This window comes from Mariniphaga sediminis, assembly GCF_003573545.1.
Lineage (GTDB): Bacteria > Bacteroidota > Bacteroidia > Bacteroidales > Prolixibacteraceae > Mariniphaga > Mariniphaga sediminis.
The window spans coordinates 1-20,155 of record NZ_QWET01000026.1 but is presented as its reverse complement, the minus strand read 5'-3'; the positions used below and the strand labels follow the sequence as shown (position 1 = coordinate 20,155).

The 20,155-nt window shown below is 42.6% G+C and carries 16 protein-coding genes; 11 read left to right on the top strand and 5 right to left on the bottom strand.

Translation table 11 applies throughout. The features are described from left to right. Nucleotides 1-2 precede the first annotated feature (2 nt). The gene (locus D1164_RS21495) at nt 3-959 is read right to left on the bottom strand and encodes a C-terminal binding protein (protein WP_119351972.1); all 957 of its coding nucleotides are present in this window, start codon (nt 957-959) and stop codon (nt 3-5) included. A gap of 56 nt (nt 960-1,015) precedes the next feature. On the opposite strand from D1164_RS21495, the gene D1164_RS21490 reads away from it, so the two are divergent. The 6 genes from D1164_RS21490 to fucP (D1164_RS21465) all read left to right on the top strand — a co-directional run bounded on the left by D1164_RS21490 (nt 1,016) and on the right by fucP (D1164_RS21465) (nt 10,817). Next, nucleotides 1,016-3,637 carry a glycosyl hydrolase gene (locus D1164_RS21490; RefSeq protein ID WP_119351971.1) on the top strand — a complete coding sequence of 874 codons (2,622 nt, stop codon included), beginning with the start codon at nt 1,016-1,018 and terminating at the stop codon, nt 3,635-3,637. Between the two features lie 390 nt (nt 3,638-4,027). Then, entirely contained in the window at nt 4,028-5,833 is a 1,806-nt protein-coding gene (locus D1164_RS21485) for a sensor histidine kinase (RefSeq protein WP_119351970.1), read from the top strand. A gap of 123 nt (nt 5,834-5,956) precedes the next feature. Beyond that, nucleotides 5,957-6,532, top strand: a complete 576-nt coding sequence (locus D1164_RS21480) for a hypothetical protein (protein WP_119351969.1) — start codon at nt 5,957-5,959, stop codon at nt 6,530-6,532. A 365-nt stretch (nt 6,533-6,897) separates the two neighbouring features. Next, nucleotides 6,898-8,055 carry a glycoside hydrolase family 172 protein gene (locus D1164_RS21475; RefSeq protein ID WP_119351968.1) on the top strand — a complete coding sequence of 386 codons (1,158 nt, stop codon included), beginning with the start codon at nt 6,898-6,900 and terminating at the stop codon, nt 8,053-8,055. 22 nt (nt 8,056-8,077) lie between these two features. Further along, nucleotides 8,078-9,367 carry a DUF6786 family protein gene (locus D1164_RS21470; RefSeq protein ID WP_206611090.1) on the top strand — a complete coding sequence of 430 codons (1,290 nt, stop codon included), beginning with the start codon at nt 8,078-8,080 and terminating at the stop codon, nt 9,365-9,367. A 13-nt stretch (nt 9,368-9,380) separates the two neighbouring features. Next, entirely contained in the window at nt 9,381-10,817 is a 1,437-nt protein-coding gene (gene fucP, locus D1164_RS21465; RefSeq protein WP_119351967.1) for an L-fucose:H+ symporter permease, read from the top strand. Between the two features lie 28 nt (nt 10,818-10,845). Here the strand turns inward: fucP (D1164_RS21465) and D1164_RS21460 are convergent, their stop codons facing one another. From D1164_RS21460 to D1164_RS21450, 3 genes are all read right to left on the bottom strand, one after another. Continuing rightward, complete coding sequence (locus D1164_RS21460; RefSeq protein WP_119351966.1) at nt 10,846-12,513, bottom strand: ribulokinase; 1,668 nt, start codon at nt 12,511-12,513, stop codon at nt 10,846-10,848. A gap of 10 nt (nt 12,514-12,523) precedes the next feature. Further along, a complete protein-coding gene (araD, locus tag D1164_RS21455; RefSeq protein ID WP_119351965.1) occupies nt 12,524-13,201 on the bottom strand; it encodes an L-ribulose-5-phosphate 4-epimerase AraD in 678 nt (225 codons plus the stop codon). Nucleotides 13,202-13,510: 309 nt separating this feature from the next. Further along, entirely contained in the window at nt 13,511-13,963 is a 453-nt protein-coding gene (locus tag D1164_RS21450; RefSeq protein WP_119351964.1) for an Hsp20/alpha crystallin family protein, read from the bottom strand. A 456-nt stretch (nt 13,964-14,419) separates the two neighbouring features. Between D1164_RS21450 and D1164_RS21445 the strand changes: the two genes are divergently transcribed. Together D1164_RS21445 and D1164_RS21440 are read left to right on the top strand one after the other, a co-directional pair. Continuing rightward, nucleotides 14,420-14,833 carry a hypothetical protein gene (locus tag D1164_RS21445; protein ID WP_119351963.1) on the top strand — a complete coding sequence of 138 codons (414 nt, stop codon included), beginning with the start codon at nt 14,420-14,422 and terminating at the stop codon, nt 14,831-14,833. A gap of 10 nt (nt 14,834-14,843) precedes the next feature. After that, entirely contained in the window at nt 14,844-15,956 is a 1,113-nt protein-coding gene (locus D1164_RS21440; RefSeq protein ID WP_147372259.1) for a hypothetical protein, read from the top strand. 79 nt (nt 15,957-16,035) lie between these two features. Here D1164_RS21440 and D1164_RS21435 read toward each other — a convergent pair whose 3' ends face one another. After that, complete coding sequence (locus tag D1164_RS21435) at nt 16,036-16,476, bottom strand: hypothetical protein (protein WP_119351961.1); 441 nt, start codon at nt 16,474-16,476, stop codon at nt 16,036-16,038. 216 nt (nt 16,477-16,692) lie between these two features. Here D1164_RS21435 and D1164_RS21430 point away from each other — a divergent pair, with 216 nt between their 5' ends. The 3 genes from D1164_RS21430 to D1164_RS21420 all read left to right on the top strand — a co-directional run bounded on the left by D1164_RS21430 (nt 16,693) and on the right by D1164_RS21420 (nt 19,488). Then, a complete protein-coding gene (locus D1164_RS21430) occupies nt 16,693-17,763 on the top strand; it encodes a mannose-1-phosphate guanylyltransferase (RefSeq protein WP_172594579.1) in 1,071 nt (356 codons plus the stop codon). Between the two features lie 72 nt (nt 17,764-17,835). Continuing rightward, on the top strand, nt 17,836-19,158 hold the full coding sequence (gene fucP / locus D1164_RS21425) for an L-fucose:H+ symporter permease (RefSeq protein ID WP_241558310.1): 1,323 nt from the start codon (nt 17,836-17,838) through the stop codon (nt 19,156-19,158). Between the two features lie 108 nt (nt 19,159-19,266). Continuing rightward, nucleotides 19,267-19,488 (top strand): putative signal transducing protein, encoded by a 222-nt coding sequence (locus D1164_RS21420; RefSeq protein WP_119351958.1) that lies wholly within the window; start codon nt 19,267-19,269, stop codon nt 19,486-19,488. Nucleotides 19,489-20,155 lie beyond the last annotated feature (667 nt).

The following is a 20,155-nucleotide window of genomic DNA, read 5'->3' as shown; positions in this document are numbered from 1 at the left end:
TTTTATGGATTCAGGCAATCTTCTACATTTTCCCCTTTTAACAGGTGGAGTAGGTTTCGTGCTGCTCTTTTCTGTAATTCTTCGGCAGCATAGTCGGAATACCAGGCATAATGCCCGGTGCAGATGGTGCGCGGATGATGAATCAGTGTTTCCTGTGCTTTGGTAACAGGCTCGTTTTCGTAAACATCCAGCCCTGCGCTATGAATTTGCCCTGCCTCCAACGCCTTCAATAATGCTTTTTCATCCACAACTTCACCACGTGCTGTGTTTATGATTACCGGCTTTTTTTTCATTTTACTGAAGGTGTCTTTATTCAATAAATGTGTTGTTTCAGATGTCAAATTACAGTGAATGCTGATGATGTCAGATTCTTTTAACACTTTGTCCAGTGATACTTTTTTTATCCCGAAAGAGTCAAAATAGTTTGGTGGCTTGTAAGGGTCACTGGCAATGGTTTCCCGGAAAAGCGGAACGGCTTTTTTGCCAAAGGTACTGCCAATCCGACCCAGTCCGATGATGCCAAGGGTTTTATCGTGCAGCTCGAAAATATCTTTTACCGGAGGCGCTACAAACCGATTGGCAATTTGCGAACGGGTATCCCACATTCCTCTGCTGCATGCCAATAGAAGGGCCAGAGCATGTTCAGAAACAGCATGGTTGGCATATCCCTGAACGTTGGCTACCTTCACTCCGTGACGGGTGCAGGCATCAACGTCCACATTGTCGTATCCCACACCGTAACGTACAAGGGCTTTCAGGTTTTTCATTTCCGAAAGAAAGTCTTCATCAATTGGGGTGTGGCGTACCAAAATGCCATCCGCTTCCCTGGCAAACAACATTTTTTCGGATTTTTCGCCTTTGTACGAAGGATGTATCTTCAGGGTAAAACCATTTTTTTCAAAAAGAGATTTTTCAAAATGATAAGATGAATAACCTGAATCGAGAATGACAATGTTCATTTTAAATTATTACTTATTTTTAGGACAAAATAACAGAATTAAATGAATCCTGAAAGATGAATATCAAACCATTTCTTTTACTCCCAGTGTTTTTTCTTTTTTTTACCTGTTGCCAGACGGAATCTGTTTCCTGGCCCGAACCCACTTCTGAGGTAAAACCCTGGACCCGCTGGTGGTGGCCTGGCAATGCCGTTGACCGAGAAAATATTCGACGTGAGTTAAAAGAGATGGCAAAAGCCGGCATTGGCGGTGTGGAAATCACTTCTATTTATGGGGTAAAAGGGGAGGAAGATCGGTTTATTGAATACCTGACGCCTGAATTTTCTGACATGGTGCAGTTTACCATTGAAGAAGCACACAAACTGGGAATGGGTGTCGATTTGCCTCCTGGTAGTGGCTGGCGGTGTGGAGGGCCTTTTGTGCCCGAAGAAAAAGGGCTTTGGTCGTTGAAGATGCACCGCTTTGATTTGAAAGCCGGGGAAACATGGGAAATGCCCGAAGGAATTGAAAATGCAGCTGCGTTATCGTTTGTAAATGAAAGGGGGGAGGCCACTGTTTTGGCCCCTGAAGAGTCTTTTGCCGTGCCCGAGGCCGGAAGAATTTATGTTGCCGAAAGGATAAAAAATCACGATAAGGTTAAACGGGCTTCCGACGGGGGAAAAGGCTGGGCAATCGATACGTTTAATGAAGAAATAACCGGCTGGTATCTGAATGAGTTCTGGAAAAGACTGGGAATAGATGAAGGCCTGCTTCGTTGTTTCTTTCACGACTCATTTGAATACTCGGGCGATTTTACCACCCACTTTACGGAGGAATTCGAAAAACGGCGTGGCTATAATCTGGCAAAATATCTGCACATACTGGCCGGTGATTGCGAAGATTCAGATTTGATTGCCCGCGTGAAATCGGATTACAGGCAAACGCTTTCGGATTTGGTGCTGGAGTCTTTTATTCAGCCAATGACGGATTGGACGCACAGTCACCGAAGTTTAAACCGGAACCAGGCACATGGTTCGCCAGGCAATATTCTCGATTTGTATGCGGCCTGTGATATTCCTGAAACCGAAATTTTCAGAACAGTGGAGCCGGGAACAGCAAACATTTTTGTAAATAAATTTGCTTCATCATCAGCACACGTAACCGGTCAAAAGCTGGTTTCATCAGAAAGTTTTACCTGGCTTAATGATCACTGGACCGTAACAACCAGTGAAATGATGCGCGCTACCAACCGGTTTTTTCTGGCTGGTGTTAACCACATCTTTTTTCATGGAACCTGTTACTCTCCGGATGATGCAGAATGGCCCGGCTGGCTTTTTTACGCCTCCACGCAGATGAATAATCGTAATCCGCTGTGGCGCGAAATGCCGGCGCTGTTTAAATACATCGAACGCTCCCAGTCCATATTGCAGCAAACAAACCCGAAAAGTGATTTGCTGGTTTACTGGCCCTACTATGATGTAACGGCAAGTGAGGGCCGGCTTTTCAATAATCTGAATATCGACAAAGGGGATAATGCCGGTTGGTTCAGCGATACCCCTTTTGCAAAAACGGTTAAAAGCTTGAGCGATTTTGGCTATACCTTTGATTATATTTCGGATAAGCAGTTGGGTAATTGCCAGATGCTCAATGGAAGAATTGTTACGGAAGGAAAAGCTGAATATAAAGTAGTGGTTGTACCCCCGGTAAAGTACATTCCGACGGGAACCATGAAAAAACTGGTCGATTTTATGGCCGGCGGCGGGAAGGTTTTTTTCGATGAGAGTCTACCCGAAAGTGTTCCGGGAATGCTGCATTTTGAGGAAAGGGAAAAACAACTCAATGAAATAAAAGCAGGAATTGAGTCTGTAAAACAGGTAGGTAATGTTACCGGGTTACTTGCAAAGGCAAATGTTCCGGGAGAAAAGTCGCTTGTTGAAAAAGGGTTTCATTTTTTGAAAGTGGAAAAGGACGGTGAAGAATGGTATTGGATTTTGAATGCCGGAATGAATGAGTTGGATGAATGGGTGGAGTTGAATGCCCGGGCAAAATCGTACCTGTTATATTTCCCTGAAACCGGTGAAATGGCACAGGCTGAAAATGAGGGCAACTCGGTACACCTTCAATTGGAGCCGGAAAGGGCCGTTTTTGTCCGTTGTACTGCAAAGAAGGTAAATGTACCAGCCTATAATTACTTTGACAGGAACAAAGAGAGCCGGGAAATAAAGGGAATGTGGAAAATTACCTTTGTGGAAGGTGGGCCAGTTTTTCCGGGTGATATTTCTATGGAAGAACTGGTTTCATGGACTGAGCTGGGAGATAGTGAAACCAGCCGGTTTGCCGGAACGGCAAATTATTCCGTGGAGTTTGAGTGGAATGAATCAGCAACTTCAGGCCTCCTGGATCTTGGCAACGTAAAGAATTGTGCCCGGGTTCGGTTAAACGGGAATGATTATGGTACCCTGTTGGGCCCTTCTTTTAAAATAGATGTAGACAACCTGCAACAAGGCAAAAACCTGCTGGAGGTAGAGGTCACAAATGTGGCTGCCAACCGCATTCGTGATTTGGACAAAAGAGGGGTAGATTGGAAAAAATTCTACGACATTAATTTTGTGAATATCGATTATAAACCATTTGATGCTGCGGCCTGGGAAGTAAAGGAAGCGGGTTTGCAGGGACCGGTTCTGCTGACAGGGCAGTAAATAAATGTTTTGCCTGACGGTGGATAGATTTTGTTTCGGTGATTTGTGAAATATCTTCGTTGACCGTCTTCCCGACCTAAAGAGATGACAACAAAAACAGTTGGCAAAATATATATTTATTTCATTACGGGAATAATCAGAGACTGGCATTTCTCTCAAAATAGTATCGAAGGAGATTATTTTTTGTTTTGTTTACTTTTTTAAAAGATAATGAACTTATGAAAATAAAGAGCTCCTTTGTTTCCTGGCTAGCTAAGAGGAATAATTCACTGGTGATCTGGTCTTTTTTAATAAATTTTCTTTGTTATTATTCAAAAAAGTTAGTGAGAAATTAGTATGTCGTTCGCCTGTTTTTAGTAAAAATAAATTACTTTTGCGCTCGAAAATTCAATGGCAGGAACGCTTGTTCATACTATTTTAGACACATTGCCACAGGAAAGTATTATTGAATTTCTGGCTGTGGTTATGGCTGTTTGCACCATTGTTATACTTTGGAGATACAGGAAGTCCCCGGAAGTGAAATATATGTTGTTTATTGAATTTTTTGCAGCAATCTGGGCGTTTACTTACGGAATGGAATTTTCTTCCCCCGATCTCGAAACAAAAAAGCATTGGTCGCAGCTATCCTATTTAGGGATATCTTTTTTACCCGTATGCTATTTTCTGTTTACCACCGCCTTCAGTCAGAAGTATCATGTTATTACGCCGCTGAACATCGGACTTTTGTCCATTATCCCATTTTTTACCCTGCTGCTGATTTTTACAAATGACTACCATCTTTTGGTTTGGTCTAAAGTGTGGCTTGCAAATGGGGCGAACATGCTTCTTTATAAACATGGTATCTGGTTTTGGGTTTTCTGGGGCTATTCCATTACCTTGATTTTTGCCGGATTGTATAATCTGCTCCATGCTATGCACGAGTTCACGGCTTATTACAAGTCGCAGGCAAATACCTTGCTTGTTGCCACATTGTTTCCGTTTTTGGGAAATGTAATGTACGTTACCGGGATAAATCCAATTCCTGGTCTCGACTGGACACCCCTGTTTTTCGTGTTTCCCGGCCTGATTATTACCTTCGGTGTTGTCAGGTACCGGATGTTTGATTTAGTTCCATTTGCCCGGAATAAACTCATTGACACGATGAGCGACGGAGTAATTGTAATCAATTCTGAAGGGTTCATTGAGGATTGCAACCCGGCCCTTTACCGGATTTTTAGTCTGAATGGCAAATCCATTATCCGCAAGCATTTTTCGCGCATTTTTGCCAGGTACCAGGATTTGGTAGCTTCTTTGGAAGGAGAGAAAATAAAGGTGATTGAACTGGAGGTATACAATACCGGGTTACTGCGTTTTTATCAGACTCAGATATCTCCTGTGTTTAACCGGAACCAGCAGTTTTCCGGTTATCTTGTGCAGTTGAATGATATTACCTCACTTAAACAGACACAAAACAGGATAAAAGAAACCAATGAGCAGTTGCAAAATGAGGTGGAAGAACGTGGCCGGTTGATAGAGGACCTTGATGCGTTTGCACATGCAGTAGCTCACGATCTCCGCAATTCGCTCGGTTCTGTTTATGCTTCCAGTGAAGTTATGCAACTGAGTGCCGAGGATGGCGATACGGAACAGCTGAAAGAAATGGCAGGCCTCGTTAGGGAAGCAGCCCAAAAGGCCATGAATATTACGCAGGAGTTACTGATTCTTGCTACGGTTAGTCATCAGGAGATTGAAGGAACCCCGTTGGAAATGGCCCGTATTTTTTCAGATGCAAAGAATCAGCTAAAAAACCTGATTTCAAAAAGTAATGCTCAGATTCATACCCCCGATACCTGGCCTGTTGCCATGGGGTATGCCCCGTGGATTGAAGAGGTGTGGGCAAATTATCTTACAAATGCAATGAAATACGGAGGGACTCCCCCGGTAATCGAAGTGGGTGCAGATACTTTACAAAACGGTGTGGTTAGGTTCTGGATTCAGGATAATGGAAATGGAATTTCATTGGAGAATCAGCATAAACTTTTTCAAAAGTACATCCGGCTTGCTCCTGAAAAAGCAGAAGGGTACGGACTGGGACTTTCCATTGTTAAGCGTATTGTTGAAAAATTAGATGGAAGGGTTGGCGTGGAAAGCACTGGGAGAGAAGGGGAAGGGGCAAGATTCTGGTTTGAGCTACCTGAAAGTCCCGCTAAATCCTAAACAGAGAAAATTGCACCCGTAAAATTTAACTGAGCCTGAACAGACAAAAAGGGCTTTCGTATCCCCTAAAGGAACAAAATTTGTTGTATTTTTCGCGCTTATTTAAAAACCGATTAAAAAGCCATGAGACTCAGTTCGAGAATGAGATTTCTTTTAAAAAACGGGTTGCGGGGATTAGCCTGGATGGCTATATTGCTGATTGCTTATTTCTTTTTTAATAAAGTTGTTATTTCAAATGCTCCCGATGAATGGGTCGCACAATTTTATACTCGTCCTGAGATTATTTATCTTATTTACATTTGTTCTGAGTTTTTCTTTGGAATTATCCCTCCCGAGCTTTTTATGATTTGGGCCGTTAATAAAGCCAATATTACCCACTACTTTTTGAATCTCAGTTTTTTTGCTGTTGCTTCTTACGGACTTGGCTACGTAACTTTTCTTATCGGCCGGTTTTTGTATAAGCGGGTTACGTTCCGCTATATAAGGATTAAATTTCTGAAACAGTTATGGCCCCAGTTGAAAAAATACGGTATTTTTCTGATTATTGTGGCTGCTCTCACACCGCTGCCCTGGTCGGCGGTTTGTCTACTGGTGGGTTCCGCAGGCTACCCGTCTTTCCGGTTTCTGCGTTATGCCCTGTTTCGTCTCGTCCGTTTTGCTGTTTACGGATACATTATTTTTCAGACTCACCAGATTTGAAAAATTTATACGAAAGCCCATTTTTCTAATTTTTCATACTTCTGTAAGATATTCCACTGTTTTAAAGCATTAATATTTTATTGTTTAAGCATATATTTGTGTGGAAGAAGTGAGAAGGTCAGTTGTGTAAGTTGGCCATGTAATACATAAAATGATGTATGTATCTCACATTTCATTTCATCTCTTTTGGGAAAAATGACAGACGATTGCCCTTCCGGAAGGAGGCGTGCGAAGGAGATAGGTCGTGAAGAAATGATTTTGGATCAACCGTTTTTAACTGGGAATGGTTTCCAAAATATCAATGATAGATGACTTTAAGAGGATCGGTTTTTTGACGAAATACTAACTGTTTAAAATCAGATATTATGAAAAGGATTATTTTACTTTTATCGATTTCTTTAACAATGTACGCAGGATATTCTCAGTCGGGTTTTAATGGTCTTGATATGAACATGGGCAACTTGTACCGGATGTCTGATGCTAAAACCCGCTCCATCAGTCCTGAGAATTTTACGGGAGAGAAAGGAAAAGGCGGCATGGCTGTTCCTGATTCGGATGCTCCCCGAAATACGGCAAATGCTTCCCATGCTGCCCGTGATCTGGGGCAAGGTTGGAAAGTAAATCCGTTTATCCGGATTCAGTCCGGGGAAACATTCACCCTGGCCGAAATTGAAGGGCCGGGAGCAATTCAGCACATATGGATGACCCCGACCGGGAACTGGCGCTTTTCTATTATCCGTATCTACTGGGATGATGAAGAAACGCCCTCGGTAGAAGTGCCTGTGGGCGATTTTTTCGGCATGGGATGGGGTGAGTACGCTCCCCTAAATTCACTGGCTGTTTGTGTTAATCCGGGAAGCGCCTTTAATTGTTACTGGCCCATGCCTTTTCGGAAGAAATGCAAAATTACCATGGAGAATATTAATGATAAAGATGATATGCGCCTCTACTATCAGATAGATTATACGCTGTCAGATGTTCCGGATGATGCTGCCTACTTTCATGCTCAATTCAGAAGGGCCAATTCCAATGAGACTTCAGACTATACAGTTGTTGACAATATAAAGGGGAAAGGACATTTTGTAGGGCTTTACATGGCCTGGGGAGTAACCAACAATGGTTGGTGGGGAGAAGGAGAGATCAAATTTTTTATTGACGGCGATGGGAAATTCCCGACTATATGCGGCACCGGTACTGAAGATTATTTCTGTGGATCTTATGGTTTTATAAGGGATAGTCAATATAAAGAGTACAGCACTCCGTATGCTGGATTTCACCAGGTTATCAGGCCTGATGGAACTTATAAATCGCAACAACGTTTTGGCCTTTATCGCTGGCATATCATGGATCCTGTCCGTTTTGGAAAAGATTTGAGGGTTACCATGCAGGATCTTGGCTGGAGGCACGGAGGAAGATATCTGCCCCAGAAATCGGACATCTCTTCGGTCGCCTACTGGTACCAGGCCGAACCTCATGCGAAATTTCCTAAATTGCCGGAATGGGAAGCGTTGGAGGTGAATTAGATTTATAAAAGGATTTATTTCGATGAAAATTAAAGGCCTGAATAGAATGAGAACAACCATTTCCGGAAACATAGCCGTAGCCTTTGCCACTACATTTATCGTTTTGGTTGCCTGTGTTTCCGGAGGGAATAAAAATGCAAATAAAGTGAAAGAAGGAAGAAACGAATTTGAAAAAGGGACTTATGGTTTTGATGTTGCCTTTTTGAAAAAGAACAAGGTTGAAACAGTTGAGTTAAAAGATGAAGTTTCAAAAGCCTGTGTATTAATTGCCCCGGGTTACCAGGGAAGAGTGATGACTTCTACGGCCAATGGAAACGAAGGAATGAGTTTTGGCTGGATTAACCACGAGCTCATTGAGTCGGGGAAGGTAAGTGAGCAGTTTAATCCGGTTGGCGGCGAGGAACGTTTCTGGATGGGGCCTGAAGGCGGTCCTTTTTCCATCTATTTTGAAGAGGGGAAAGAACAGGTTTACGAAAATTGGAATGTGCCGGCCGTAATTGATACGGAAAGGTTTGATATAAAAGAACAGGGTGAAGGGAGTGTAACCTTCGCTAAAAATACCACGCTGAAAAATGCTTCAGGGGCTGAGTTTAAACTTGGAATTGAACGCAGGGTAAGGCTTTTACCAAAAGACACGCTGGGAGATCTTTTTAATGTTCGGTTTCCTGCAGATGTTTTCGATGTGGTTGCTTACCAGTCTGATAATATGATAACCAATTTAAGTGACCGGGCCTGGACAAAGGAAGGTGGACTGCTGTCAATCTGGATGCTATGCATGTTCAGCCCGTCGCCAACAACCACCGTTTTCCTTCCTTACCTTGAGGCGGGTGACGGAGCCGTTGTAAACGACGATTATTTTGGGAAAGTACCTTCCGACAGGTTGAGAGTTGAAGGGGGAGTAGCCTATTTTAAAATCGATGGGAAATACCGAAGCAAGATTGGCATTCCACCGGAAAGGGCCAAAGATCTTTGCGGAAGCTACGATTCAGCCAGTAAGATGCTTACACTGCTTTGGGGATCGCTGCCTTCCGGGAAAAAAGATTATGTGAACTCCAAGTGGGGCGACCAGGACAATCCTTTTGCCGGGGATGCCATTAATGCATACAACGACGGGCCGGTGGAAGATGGTTCCATTATGGGGCCATTTTATGAAATCGAAACGTCATCTCCGGGGGCCGATCTTAAACCTGGCGAATCGCTTACCCATTCCCAAAGAGTGGTTCATGTGCAGGGAAGCGAAGCCGAACTCGCCAAATTGGTGAAAGATCTGTTTGGCCTCAACCTGAATGAGATTGCAACAAAATTTCGGTAACTGATACTGTAATATGGAGAAGCAACAAATTATTCCCAAAGGGATCGTATGGCCTTTTATTCTGCTTACTTCCCTCTTTTTTGCGTGGGCTATCCCCAATAACCTGACAGATACAATGCTGGCTGCTTTTAAGCGGATTATGAGCCTGACCGATTCCAAAACGGCCTGGATACAACTGGCCTGCTACCTGTTTGGTTACGGTGGTTTTGCCATACCGGCTGCGCTTTTTATCAAAAAATATACGTACAAGTCGGGGGTTATGCTGGGACTGGGTATGTACGCGCTGGGAGCGTTTATGTTTTATCCGGCGATGCTGATGGCCGGGGTAAATGTAAACATCAGTTTTTTAATGTTTCTTCTGGCTTTGGTAATCCTTTTTGCCGGCCTGTCTATTCTTGAAACCTCTGCCAACTCGTATGTGTATGCAATCGGGCCTGAGCAAACCGGAACACAACGCCTCAATTTTGCCCAGTCATTCAATCCTTTTGGGGCCATTACAGGGGTTGTTCTGAGTCAGATTTTTGTTTTGTCGCAACTGAATACAATGTGTGCCGAAGAAAGGGCGGCCCTGCCTGCTGCGGAACTGATAAAAATTCAGGGAACAGAACTAAATGCTGTTACGGCAACCTATATGGGGCTCGGGCTGGTTATGGTGCTCATCCTGCTGGCTATTTGGCTGACCCGGATGCCTTATGCCAAAGAAGAGGATAAAAAGCTGGATTTTTTGGGAACATTCCGACGGTTGATAAAAAACCGGAATTATGTGTGGGGAGTTACAGCGCAGTTTTTTTATGTGGGGGCGCAAATTGCGGTGTGGTCCTTTATAATAAGATATGCGATGCAACAGTTGCAGTTGGATGCCATTGTTTCACAACTGGGAAAAGATGCTTCACCGGATGAAATTATTGCCAGTCTGAGAAGTATTGAACCACTGTCGGCAGGGTTTTACAACTTTACCGAGTTTTTGGGTATAAAGGCATTTTTACCGCGAACGGCGGAGCAGGCAGGGGCCACTTATTATATTCTTTCCCTGGTGCTTTTTGTTGTAGGCCGGTTTACCTTCACCGGATTGATGCGGTTTTTTAAACCACGTATCTTGTTGACGACCCTGTCTTTTTTGGCTATTCTATGCACACTGGTAACCATTTACGGGGGAGGCTGGATTGGAATTTATGCGTTGGTTGGGATTTCCGGCTGCATGTCACTGATGTTTCCGACCATTTACGGATTGGGTATTGCCGGCCTCGGTGGCGACACAAAAATAGGTGGCGCCGGCATGATTATGGCTATTGCCGGTGCAGCGGTTCTGACCCAAATCCAGGGAATTGTGTCTGACCAGTCAGGCAGTATTAAGCTCGCATTTTGGGTGCCGGCCATTGCGTTTGGAATCATTGCCTATTACGGTGCAGTGGTTAGTCGAAAAAAACCGGCAAAACCTGAAATGGGGTAAGAAACTATTTTAATAATAAATGATTCTTTCAGTAATCGAACTCAATAAATTTTCCTAGTTTTTTATACTTATCGTAAAGTTTTTGGTATTTCTCTACATTTTCAGGAATGGGATGGTATTCGCTTTCAATGCCGCCGCCCATTTTCTCCTGGGCTTCGAGGGTAGTGGAGTACACCCCGGCCGCTACCGAGGCCATCATGGCTGATCCCAGTGCGCAGGCCTGTTCGGATCGGGCTACTTTGATAGGCATATTCAGTACATCGGCTACCACCTGCATTACAAATGGCGATTTTTTGGCTACCCCGCCCAGGGCAATCACCCCGTCTATGCGAACTCCTTCTTCCACAAAACGCTCGTTAATTGCTTTGGAGCCAAACGCGGTGGCTTCTACCAGCGCCCGGAAAATCCGCGGAGCATCCGATCCCAGGTTCAGACCTGTAATAGCTCCCTTTAGTGCCTGGTTTGCATCGGGTGTGCGGCGTCCGTTCATCCAGTCAAGGGCCACAATCCCGCTATCTTCCAGTGCAACCTTTTCGGCATCTTCGCTCAGTTTTGCAATTATCTTGTCTGAAGTTTCTTCGATTAGTTTTTGCCGGGTCTCCTCGTCCACCAGGTTTGTGTCTGCCAGGATATTTTTTAAAGGCCATTCCAGTATGCGCCTGAACCAGGCATAAATATCCCCAAAGGCCGATTGTCCTGCTTCGAGTCCCAGCATTCCAGGAACAATAGAACCATCTACCTGTCCGCAAATACCGTTTACCAGTTTGTCTCCAGCCTCCTCCATCGGGGTAATAAGCATATCGCAGGTAGATGTGCCCATCACTTTGGAAACGTAGTATGGTTTGATTTCTGCTCCTACAGCACCCAGATGAGCGTCGAAAGCTCCAACGCCTACTGTAACGTTTGAAGATAATCCTAATTTTTCTGCCCATTCAGGAGAAAGTTTTCCGGCGGCCACATCGCAGGTGAACGTCTCTTTGTACAGACGCTCGCGAAGACCGGCCAGCATCGGATCGAGGGCTATCAGAAATTCTTCGGACGGGAGACCGCTAAATGCCTCGTGCCACATGGCTTTGTGCCCTGCCGCACAACGACTCCGTTTCAAGGTTTTGGGATTGGTGTCGCCGGTGAGTAACGCCGGAATCCAGTCGCAATGCTCTACCCAGGAATAGGCAGCGCGAAAAACCCCTGCATCTTCCCGAATGATATGTAAAACCTTTGCCCAAAACCATTCCGAAGAGTAAATACCACCTTCATATTTGGTGAAATCGATGTCCCATTTCCGGGCCAGTTCGTTTATCTCTTCGGCTTCCTTTACAGCCGTGTGGTCTTTCCATAAAACAAACATGGCATTTGGATTTTCTTCAAATCCGGGTGTCAGAGAAAGCGGTGTTCCTTTTTCATCAACCGCCACCGGGGTTGAACCCGTAGTGTCAACTGAAATCCCGACCACATTTTCAGCTACTTCTTTTGGGACTTTTTTCAGCGCTTCCACGATAGTAAATTCCAGTCCTTCGAGGTAGTCTTTCGGGTGCTGGCGGAAGCGATTGGACGGGGCATCGCAGTAAAGTCCCTCTTTCCAATGACGGTAATTGTATACAGCGCCAGCCATTTCCTCTCCGTTTTCTACATTCACAATAAGGGAACGAACAGAATCCGTTCCGTAGTCCAATCCAATAGTATATTTTTGACTCATTTATATAGATTTATTTTTGTCCGTAATTCTTATTTTTTTTGAAAAAGTGTTTGTTCAATAGTGCTGCTCCCATTTCGGCATCCGGGTTGATTATCAAGGTACGAAAGGCCATTTGGGCCACCTTTTCCAATGCTATGGCATTTTGAACAGCATTGTTGACATCGGCTCCCCAGGTGAAGGGACCGTGATTGTTTACCAGTACTCCAGGAATCTGGTCGGGGTTCAGTTCCCTAAAACGCTCTACAATGACTTTCCCGGTTTCATGTTCAAAGTTACTTTCCATTTCATTGCGGGTCATTTTACGAGTACAGGGAATTTCTCCATAAAAATATTCGGTATGCGCTGTTCCGAGTGGTGGAATCCCGCGACCGGCCTGCGCCCAACAGGTAGCCCATTCCGAATAAGTATGAACCACTCCTCCAATATTTTTAAACTGGCGGTAAAGTACCAGATGGGTTGGTGCATCACCAGATGGTTGCAGGTTACCTTCTTCTACCTGTCCGTAAAGGTTTAGAACAACCATGTCTTTGGGTTTTATTTTTTGATGAGGAATCCCGTCTGGTTTAATCACTACCAGACCACTTTCCCGGTCAATACCGCTTGCAGTGCCCCGTGTTAAAACAACAAGCCCGTGGTTTACAAGGTCAATGTTAGCCTGAAATACTTGTTCTTTGAGTTGTTCAAGCATTTTCTTTTTTCAGTTATTGGTTGACAATTGTTTGGAATAATTATACCTTCCATTTTTAAAAAAAGTAAAAATAACATTTAACTTCAATTTTTAGGGGTTCAGAATTGTTTATTTTCATCGGTAACGTAAGCCTGGGCGGCGTTCCTGCTCTGATTGGGAATGCGTTATGCGTATTTTCTGACCGTGGAAATTTTATTCACCGTTTGTATTGAAAGTTAGTTAATGAGTAGATTTGGTGACGGAAACGAAAAAACCCGGTAAATTCTTACCGGGCTTTAAACCTTCACTCCTTTTATTTGCTATATGTAATTACCCAATCTTAATATCTACCGGCGGTTTTTCAACGGCTTCTTCTTTTTTGGGAAGTACCAGTTCTAAAATTCCGTTTTCAAAGTGGGCATTTATTTTTTCAGCATCTACTGTTTTTGGAACTTTAAACTTCCGTTCGAAATTGTAAACTCCAAACTCGCGGTGTTCATATTTGAATTCTTCTTTGTTTTCTTCCTTTTCGGCAGCTTCTGCCTTTACTGTCAAAATGTTTTCATGGAAGTTCAACTGAACATTCTCTTTCTTGAACCCTGGCAGGTACAATTCCAGTTTGAAATCTTTTTCTGTTTCAAAAATGTTTGTTGCGGGTTTGCAGTTGCACCCCTTCAGATAATTTTCGTCGTAATCGTTTTTCAAAAAGTTGTTAAATAACTCGTCTACCAGGTTTTGGTTAACAGTGCGATACGGATGATGGTGAAATCTTACTAAATTCATGACTTTTCCTCCTAAAATTTAATTGTAAAACTATTATTTTCATTTTCTGAACGGAATTAGTCAATTCCCGTTCCAATCCAAAAATACTGACGAAGTTTTGGGTCAAATCAATATTTTTAATGACATGTTGTCTGCTTTGTGTTTATTTGCTCTGAAAAGATGTCATTTTATGTAGGTGTGTATATGTATAGATGATTATAGAAGGAAAGTGGTCGACTGGTAGATTCGATATTTTTCGCTGTGAAATATGCATCGGTATTCTGCCGGAATTATTAGAGCTTCATGCAAAATGAAAAGGGAATATTGTTTTGATTTTATTTCCTTGTAAAGGTTTTGTTGATTTTAATACTTGTTTGTCTGAAATATTTTTGTAACTTGTATTGGCTTCATATTGAGCGAGGTAGTTGGGTCGGTTGATGTTTTTGACGCTTTGAATCCCAAAAGCTTTTCAAACTTATGAGAACTAAAAATATAATTCACATTACCCGTGCAGATGATTTGAAAAATTTGCACTCTTTCCGAAGATCGATTAAAAAGGCAAATACAAAGATTGTTCTCAATCTTTCGCTGTTAAACTCAACAGATAATTTTTATTGGCAAAAGAAGTTAAACTACCATGCTTGTACATGTGGATGCGGCGAAGGTGCCCTGGGAAGTTTGCTTGGAATAATTGTAATTATTTTAAGTTTTCGTTTTTCTGTTTTTGAATTTGGTTCCTGGTCCGATTTTTTTTCATCTTCTGCATTCTACTTTTCTTTTGCCGGGGTGGCGCTGTTTGCTGCCTGCGGAAAGTTATCAGGTGTTTTATATTCTCGCTGGCGTTTTAAACAGATTATCAGAGGATTGTTTGAATTATATAATACAAACTAAATAGGAAAAAATGGAAACTACACCTATCTTATTTGAGAAATTTTCATGGCTTCTTTCTGACACATTCATCTCTGTTTTTCCATGGGTAGTGTTAGCCTGGATTATTCACTTGATGTCGCGGATTCCGAAAGACATTCATTGGCTGCATGAGTATGAAATTCCGAAAGAGTATAACCGGGTACGAAAAGGGATTTTCCCCACACTGGTTATTTATTTATTTGCGCTGGGTGCTATCTGGCTGGCCTGGATAGCGGTTCCCGATGCGGTGGGCCGCTATTCCCAACTGATAAGGGAGGGAATGTTTTGGGAGTATGTCTTTTCATCTCCCTGGTTGATTGTAGGGTCATCTTTAATTCTGGCGGAAGTTTATCTGGGAATTGCTTTTGCCGGGGGCTTTTTGCAGCTTGCACAGTCAGATGTCCCTACTGTCCCCAAATGGCTGCTCGATATCGGAATTATACTTTTCATAATTTTTACAATTGCTGTTGAAATTGCAACACTGCCTGCAACCTGGCCGGCGGCAATCATTGTGCTACTTGCCTCTGTGGTCTTTATTCTGTTTGCCGGTTGGTCGTTATGGGCAAGTTTTCCCAATACGCCTATGCGTGTATTTTTTTGTACCAAACTGGTTCCCTATCACCATTCTCCATTTGTTGTGTTCTGGGATTCATTCTGGGGGTGCCTTAAATGGGTTTGGAAAACTGCAGTGAAGATATGGAAAGAGTGGTATAACCTTTACCAAAAGGTGGTACTTAGTATCCCCAAACAGGTGTATAAGACCATTTTTGTTCAAAGGCCTGTGACGAGATTGGTACGGAAGCTTGTTCCTGTAGTTCCGGCCTGGGTTCCCAATTGGCTGAGGAAAGCCGGAAATTATGTTTTGGATTATGTGGATACTTTGGTGGAAGTAGTCGAGTATATTTTAGTGGCAGTGGTCGTAGCAGTTATCATTTTTGTTACAATGATTGTTTATGTTGTGGTTACAGTGGTCATATTTATGATTGCTTTCTACGTAACCCTGGTATGTCTGGTTTGGGGAGTTATACTTTTTGTTGTTGCTTTTTATGTATTCTTTTACTGGTGGGTTCCCATGTGGGTTTTGCGTTTGTTCTTCTTTAATTAACAGGTTTTAGGAATGAAGTTTTTTTTGCATCCGTTTCAATATTGTTCCGGATAGAAGAGAATTTGTATAACAGGGGAGATTAAGCCGTTGCCCCCAGGTTTTTTATTTTTGAAGAAGGTATTTCGTGTGCTTCATTCTCTTTTTGCGAACGAAGATTTTTGTCTATTTCTTTTGCTTTTCGGTACAATTCGGTCCGGGCCTCGGCAAAAGAATGAATGTTTCTGTAAATTTTTAAGATCTTAATTTTCGGATTCGGTTTATCCACCATTTCATTATAAATCACAGGGGAGTTGTTTCTGGAAGTCTTGTGAGGAATAAGTTTTTCATTTTCAAAATCGTAGGAAAACTCCTTATGCTCTGCAAATACATACTCCAGGTATGTCCGGTCAAATTTGACTTCATAAAACCGGGCGTAAATCAGGTATACTTTGCCGTCCGGTAATCCGTAATATTGAACCGGCAATTTCGTTGGAAGATATGTTATATTTGTCTGGTGGATTAGTTTGGCTAAAACTTCCATAATGTTCCATTTAAATGATAAACACGTTCCATTCTCCAAAAAGGGCCACTAAGGTAAAAAAAAAATTCTGTAAAATACAAATCAAATGAAATTTAGTTTAGTGATAAATAGCCAGTTATATAGAATTGACATGGGGTATTGTCGTTTTCATTTTTGCGATAATCGGAATAAAAAGTATTTTAGCCTTTCATGTTTAAGAATGAAACAATGGGAAAAATGTATTGTCTGATTATGGCGGGAGGTTCCGGTACCCGCTTTTGGCCGAGCAGCCGGACGGCTAAACCGAAGCAGTATTTGAATCTTTTTGGAAACGAATCATTATTGCAATCTACAGTCCGGCGGTTTGAAAATTTCATGGACAGGCAGCATATTTACATTGTTTCGAGTCAAAGCCAAAAGAAGGTGTTGGAGGAACAGACCCCTGGAATTCCACGCAGGAACCTGATTTATGAGCCGGTAGGGAAAAATACATTGCCCTGTATCGGGTTGGCTGCCATGTTTGCCGAGAAAGAGGACCCGGAAGGTGTGATGGTGGTTTCGCCCTCAGACCATTTGATACGAAATGAAGAACTTTTTCGCGATACGGTGCTGGCCGGCGCTAAAACCGCCCGTGAACAAAACGGGATTGTTACCATTGGAATTACCCCTTCTTATCCTGCCACCGGTTACGGGTACATTCAGGTTGAAAAGGAAATGTCCGGAGGGGAAAAAATCAGGCAGTTTAAGGTAAAACAGTTTGTAGAAAAGCCAGATTTAGATACGGCAAAATCATACCTCGGGCAGGGTGGTTTCTTCTGGAACAGCGGGCTTTTTATTTTTAAGGTTTCAGTTTTTCTCGATGCCGTTAAAAAATTTGCCCCTTCGCTTTACCACGATCTGAAAAAGATACAGGCAGAATTGGGAAAATCTTCCTATGAGCAAACACTGGATACGATTTACCGGGCAGTGGAAAGTATCTCCGTTGATTATGGAATTATGGAACATGCTCAAAATATTTTCCTTGTGGAAGGCAACTTTGAGTGGAATGATTTGGGCAGTTGGGAGTCGGTTTATTTATTCAGCGAAAAAGATAAAAAAGGAAATACCGGAGTGGGGGAGGCTACATTTCTCGATTCCGAAAATTCGTATGTTTTTTCTGATGATGGGTTGGTGGCGCTTATCGGCCTCGACGACGTAATTGTTGTCAGGGATGGAAATGCTACACTGGTTTGCAGGCGTGATAAAGCCGAAGATGTAAAAAAGATAGTGGAACAATTAAAGGCAGAAAGAAAGGATCGGTTTCTGTAATTTGAGGATACTGGAAAGTACAGGTTACTGGTTGCCGGTAAATTTCACATCTTTGGCGAATAAATAAAACCGATGAATACTAAAAGAATGAAAGATCCTGAAAAAGTTGTTGTTTCAAAGAAATTATTAGTTCCGTTTATCCTCATAACCAGTTTGTTTGCCTTGTGGGGGTTTGCCAACGATATTACCAACCCGATGGTTGCTGCTTTCCAAACCGTAATGGAAATCTCCAATGTGAGAGCGGCCCTTGTGCAGTTTGCTTTTTATGGCGGGTATGCGACCATGGCTATCCCCGCGGCGCTGTTTGTAAAAAGATTCAGTTATAAAAAAGGAATCCTGGTAGGTTTGGCTTTGTACGCAGTGGGCGCCTTGTTGTTTTTTCCTGCTGCCCAGTACGAAATTTTTGAGTTTTTTCTGGTTTCACTTTACATTTTAACATTCGGGTTAGCTTTTTTAGAAACAACAGCCAATCCTTATATTCTTTCAATGGGGGCGCCTGAAACTGCTACCCGCAGGCTTAACCTGGCCCAGTCGTTCAATCCCCTGGGATCGCTGATGGGGATGTTTGTGGCATCTAATTTTATCCTTTCTGCATTGGAATCCGAAAAAAGAGATGCGGATGGAAACCTGATTTTTACTGCTTTAAGCGAAGCCGAAAAAGCAGGTATCCGTACGCACGATCTGTCGGTTATCCGTGATCCATATATTATTCTGGGTTTTGTAGTCATTGTGATGTTTGTTGTGATTTTGCTTGCTAAAATGCCCACCCGGGCCGATGCAAACCATACCGTCCGGGCAGGTGATTCTTTCAGGCGACTTTTCAAAAACGTGAGATACCGTGAAGGTGTAATTGCCCAGGTTTTTTATGTGGGGGCTCAAATTATGTGCTGGACTTTTATCATCCATTATGCCGATAACCTTGGAATACCCAAAGCTACAGCCCAAAACTACAATATTGTGGCAATGGTCATTTTCCTTTCGAGCCGCTTTATCAGTACCATGCTTATGAAATACCTGAATTCGCGTCTTCTTCTTATGGTTTTTGCCATGGGGGGGATGGTTACCATAACAGGTGTTATTCTCATTCAGGGAATGGCCGGTTTATATCTGCTGGTAGCTACTTCCGCTTTTATGTCACTGATGTTTCCTACCATCTATGGCATTGCCCTCGAAGGTTTGGGTGACGATGCCACTATTGGTGCAGCCGGACTGGTAATGGCTATTGTCGGAGGAGCGCTGATGCCACCCCTGCAGGGAGCAATTATTGACCAGGGTACAGTTGGCTGGTTGCCGGCAGTCAATTTTTCATTTATTCTTCCTTTAATCAGTTTTGTAGTGATTGCTATTTATGGTTACCGTACGTTGAAGGTCCACCCTAAATTAGAATTCAGATAAAAGGGAAAGAGTAGGAAAAAAACTGCGCGCGTAGTATATTTTAACCGATAGCTGCCAGGCTGCAGCGTTCATTATTTTTTTATCTTTGAGAATCATTCTGATAAAAAAATGAAATTTGTAACCATTAAAGAATCACACTATGCAGCGGAGCTTGCTGTGTTGAAAAGCAGACTGGAATCGGAGGGAATTGAATGCCGGTTAAAGAATGAACTGACAACCCAGGTGATGAGTCACATTCCATCGTTTGTTGTTGAATTGCAGGTTTTGGAATCAGATTTAGAACGGGTGATACAGATTCTGAAAGAAATCGGCGAATTACCGAATGAATAGTGACAGAATCTGTGAAACTTTTTATCAACCATAATTTTCACACGTAGGCATTTTTTTCTTCAGTTGAATATTCCCTGCATTCATCCAGTAACATTGCGTTGGCTACACCAAAACCTTCTTGCCGGTATATTTGATAATCAAAGTTTTTATGGATTACCTTTAAAGTCCGGTGGATTTAGTTTTTTAGGCAAAAATTTTAGCTGCCTAAACAGAAAGGAAGTGACATTTCTAACATTCCTATTTAATTTCTAAAGGCAGAACACATTAAAAATATTAGTGGAATAAGAAGATGAAGGAATAATGGGAATCAAAAGTTGACATTCGCTGATTATCAAAAATTCAACCCACTCCGGGGTTGCGTTTTTACCCCGCATTGCCTACCCCGAGCTTCGCACGGGGCTATTTTTATTTATGTCCTTCAGACATTTTTTTATCCCGAAAGGGATTAAACAATAATAGCCACGGGTAAAACCCATGGTAATGAATTGGGTATGAAAAGAACCCCGAAGTGGGTTCAACTCTTGATTTGCATTACTAATATTTTTTATTATAATCGTTAAAACCACCTCCTTCGGGGGTGGTCATGTTTAATAGGCTACGCCTTAAATTTATTAACTTCGTCACATGAGTAATTTTAAGAAATTAAATCATGTGATTTACAGGTGCA

What these genes read in the sequence shown, in the direction of transcription:
- D1164_RS21495 (WP_119351972.1), bottom strand. Translation starts at nt 959, where the DNA reads ATGAACATTGTCATTCTCGATTCAGGTTATTCATCTTATCATTTTGAA.
- D1164_RS21490 (WP_119351971.1), top strand. Translation starts at nt 1,016, where the DNA reads ATGAATATCAAACCATTTCTTTTACTCCCAGTGTTTTTTCTTTTTTTT.
- D1164_RS21485 (WP_119351970.1), top strand. Translation starts at nt 4,028, where the DNA reads ATGGCAGGAACGCTTGTTCATACTATTTTAGACACATTGCCACAGGAA.
- D1164_RS21480 (WP_119351969.1), top strand. Translation starts at nt 5,957, where the DNA reads ATGAGACTCAGTTCGAGAATGAGATTTCTTTTAAAAAACGGGTTGCGG.
- D1164_RS21475 (WP_119351968.1), top strand. Translation starts at nt 6,898, where the DNA reads ATGAAAAGGATTATTTTACTTTTATCGATTTCTTTAACAATGTACGCA.
- D1164_RS21470 (WP_206611090.1), top strand. Translation starts at nt 8,078, where the DNA reads ATGAAAATTAAAGGCCTGAATAGAATGAGAACAACCATTTCCGGAAAC.
- fucP (WP_119351967.1), top strand. Translation starts at nt 9,381, where the DNA reads ATGGAGAAGCAACAAATTATTCCCAAAGGGATCGTATGGCCTTTTATT.
- D1164_RS21460 (WP_119351966.1), bottom strand. Translation starts at nt 12,513, where the DNA reads ATGAGTCAAAAATATACTATTGGATTGGACTACGGAACGGATTCTGTT.
- araD (WP_119351965.1), bottom strand. Translation starts at nt 13,201, where the DNA reads ATGCTTGAACAACTCAAAGAACAAGTATTTCAGGCTAACATTGACCTT.
- D1164_RS21450 (WP_119351964.1), bottom strand. Translation starts at nt 13,963, where the DNA reads ATGAATTTAGTAAGATTTCACCATCATCCGTATCGCACTGTTAACCAA.
- D1164_RS21445 (WP_119351963.1), top strand. Translation starts at nt 14,420, where the DNA reads ATGAGAACTAAAAATATAATTCACATTACCCGTGCAGATGATTTGAAA.
- D1164_RS21440 (WP_147372259.1), top strand. Translation starts at nt 14,844, where the DNA reads ATGGAAACTACACCTATCTTATTTGAGAAATTTTCATGGCTTCTTTCT.
- D1164_RS21435 (WP_119351961.1), bottom strand. Translation starts at nt 16,476, where the DNA reads ATGGAAGTTTTAGCCAAACTAATCCACCAGACAAATATAACATATCTT.
- D1164_RS21430 (WP_172594579.1), top strand. Translation starts at nt 16,693, where the DNA reads ATGTATTGTCTGATTATGGCGGGAGGTTCCGGTACCCGCTTTTGGCCG.
- fucP (WP_241558310.1), top strand. Translation starts at nt 17,836, where the DNA reads ATGAATACTAAAAGAATGAAAGATCCTGAAAAAGTTGTTGTTTCAAAG.
- D1164_RS21420 (WP_119351958.1), top strand. Translation starts at nt 19,267, where the DNA reads ATGAAATTTGTAACCATTAAAGAATCACACTATGCAGCGGAGCTTGCT.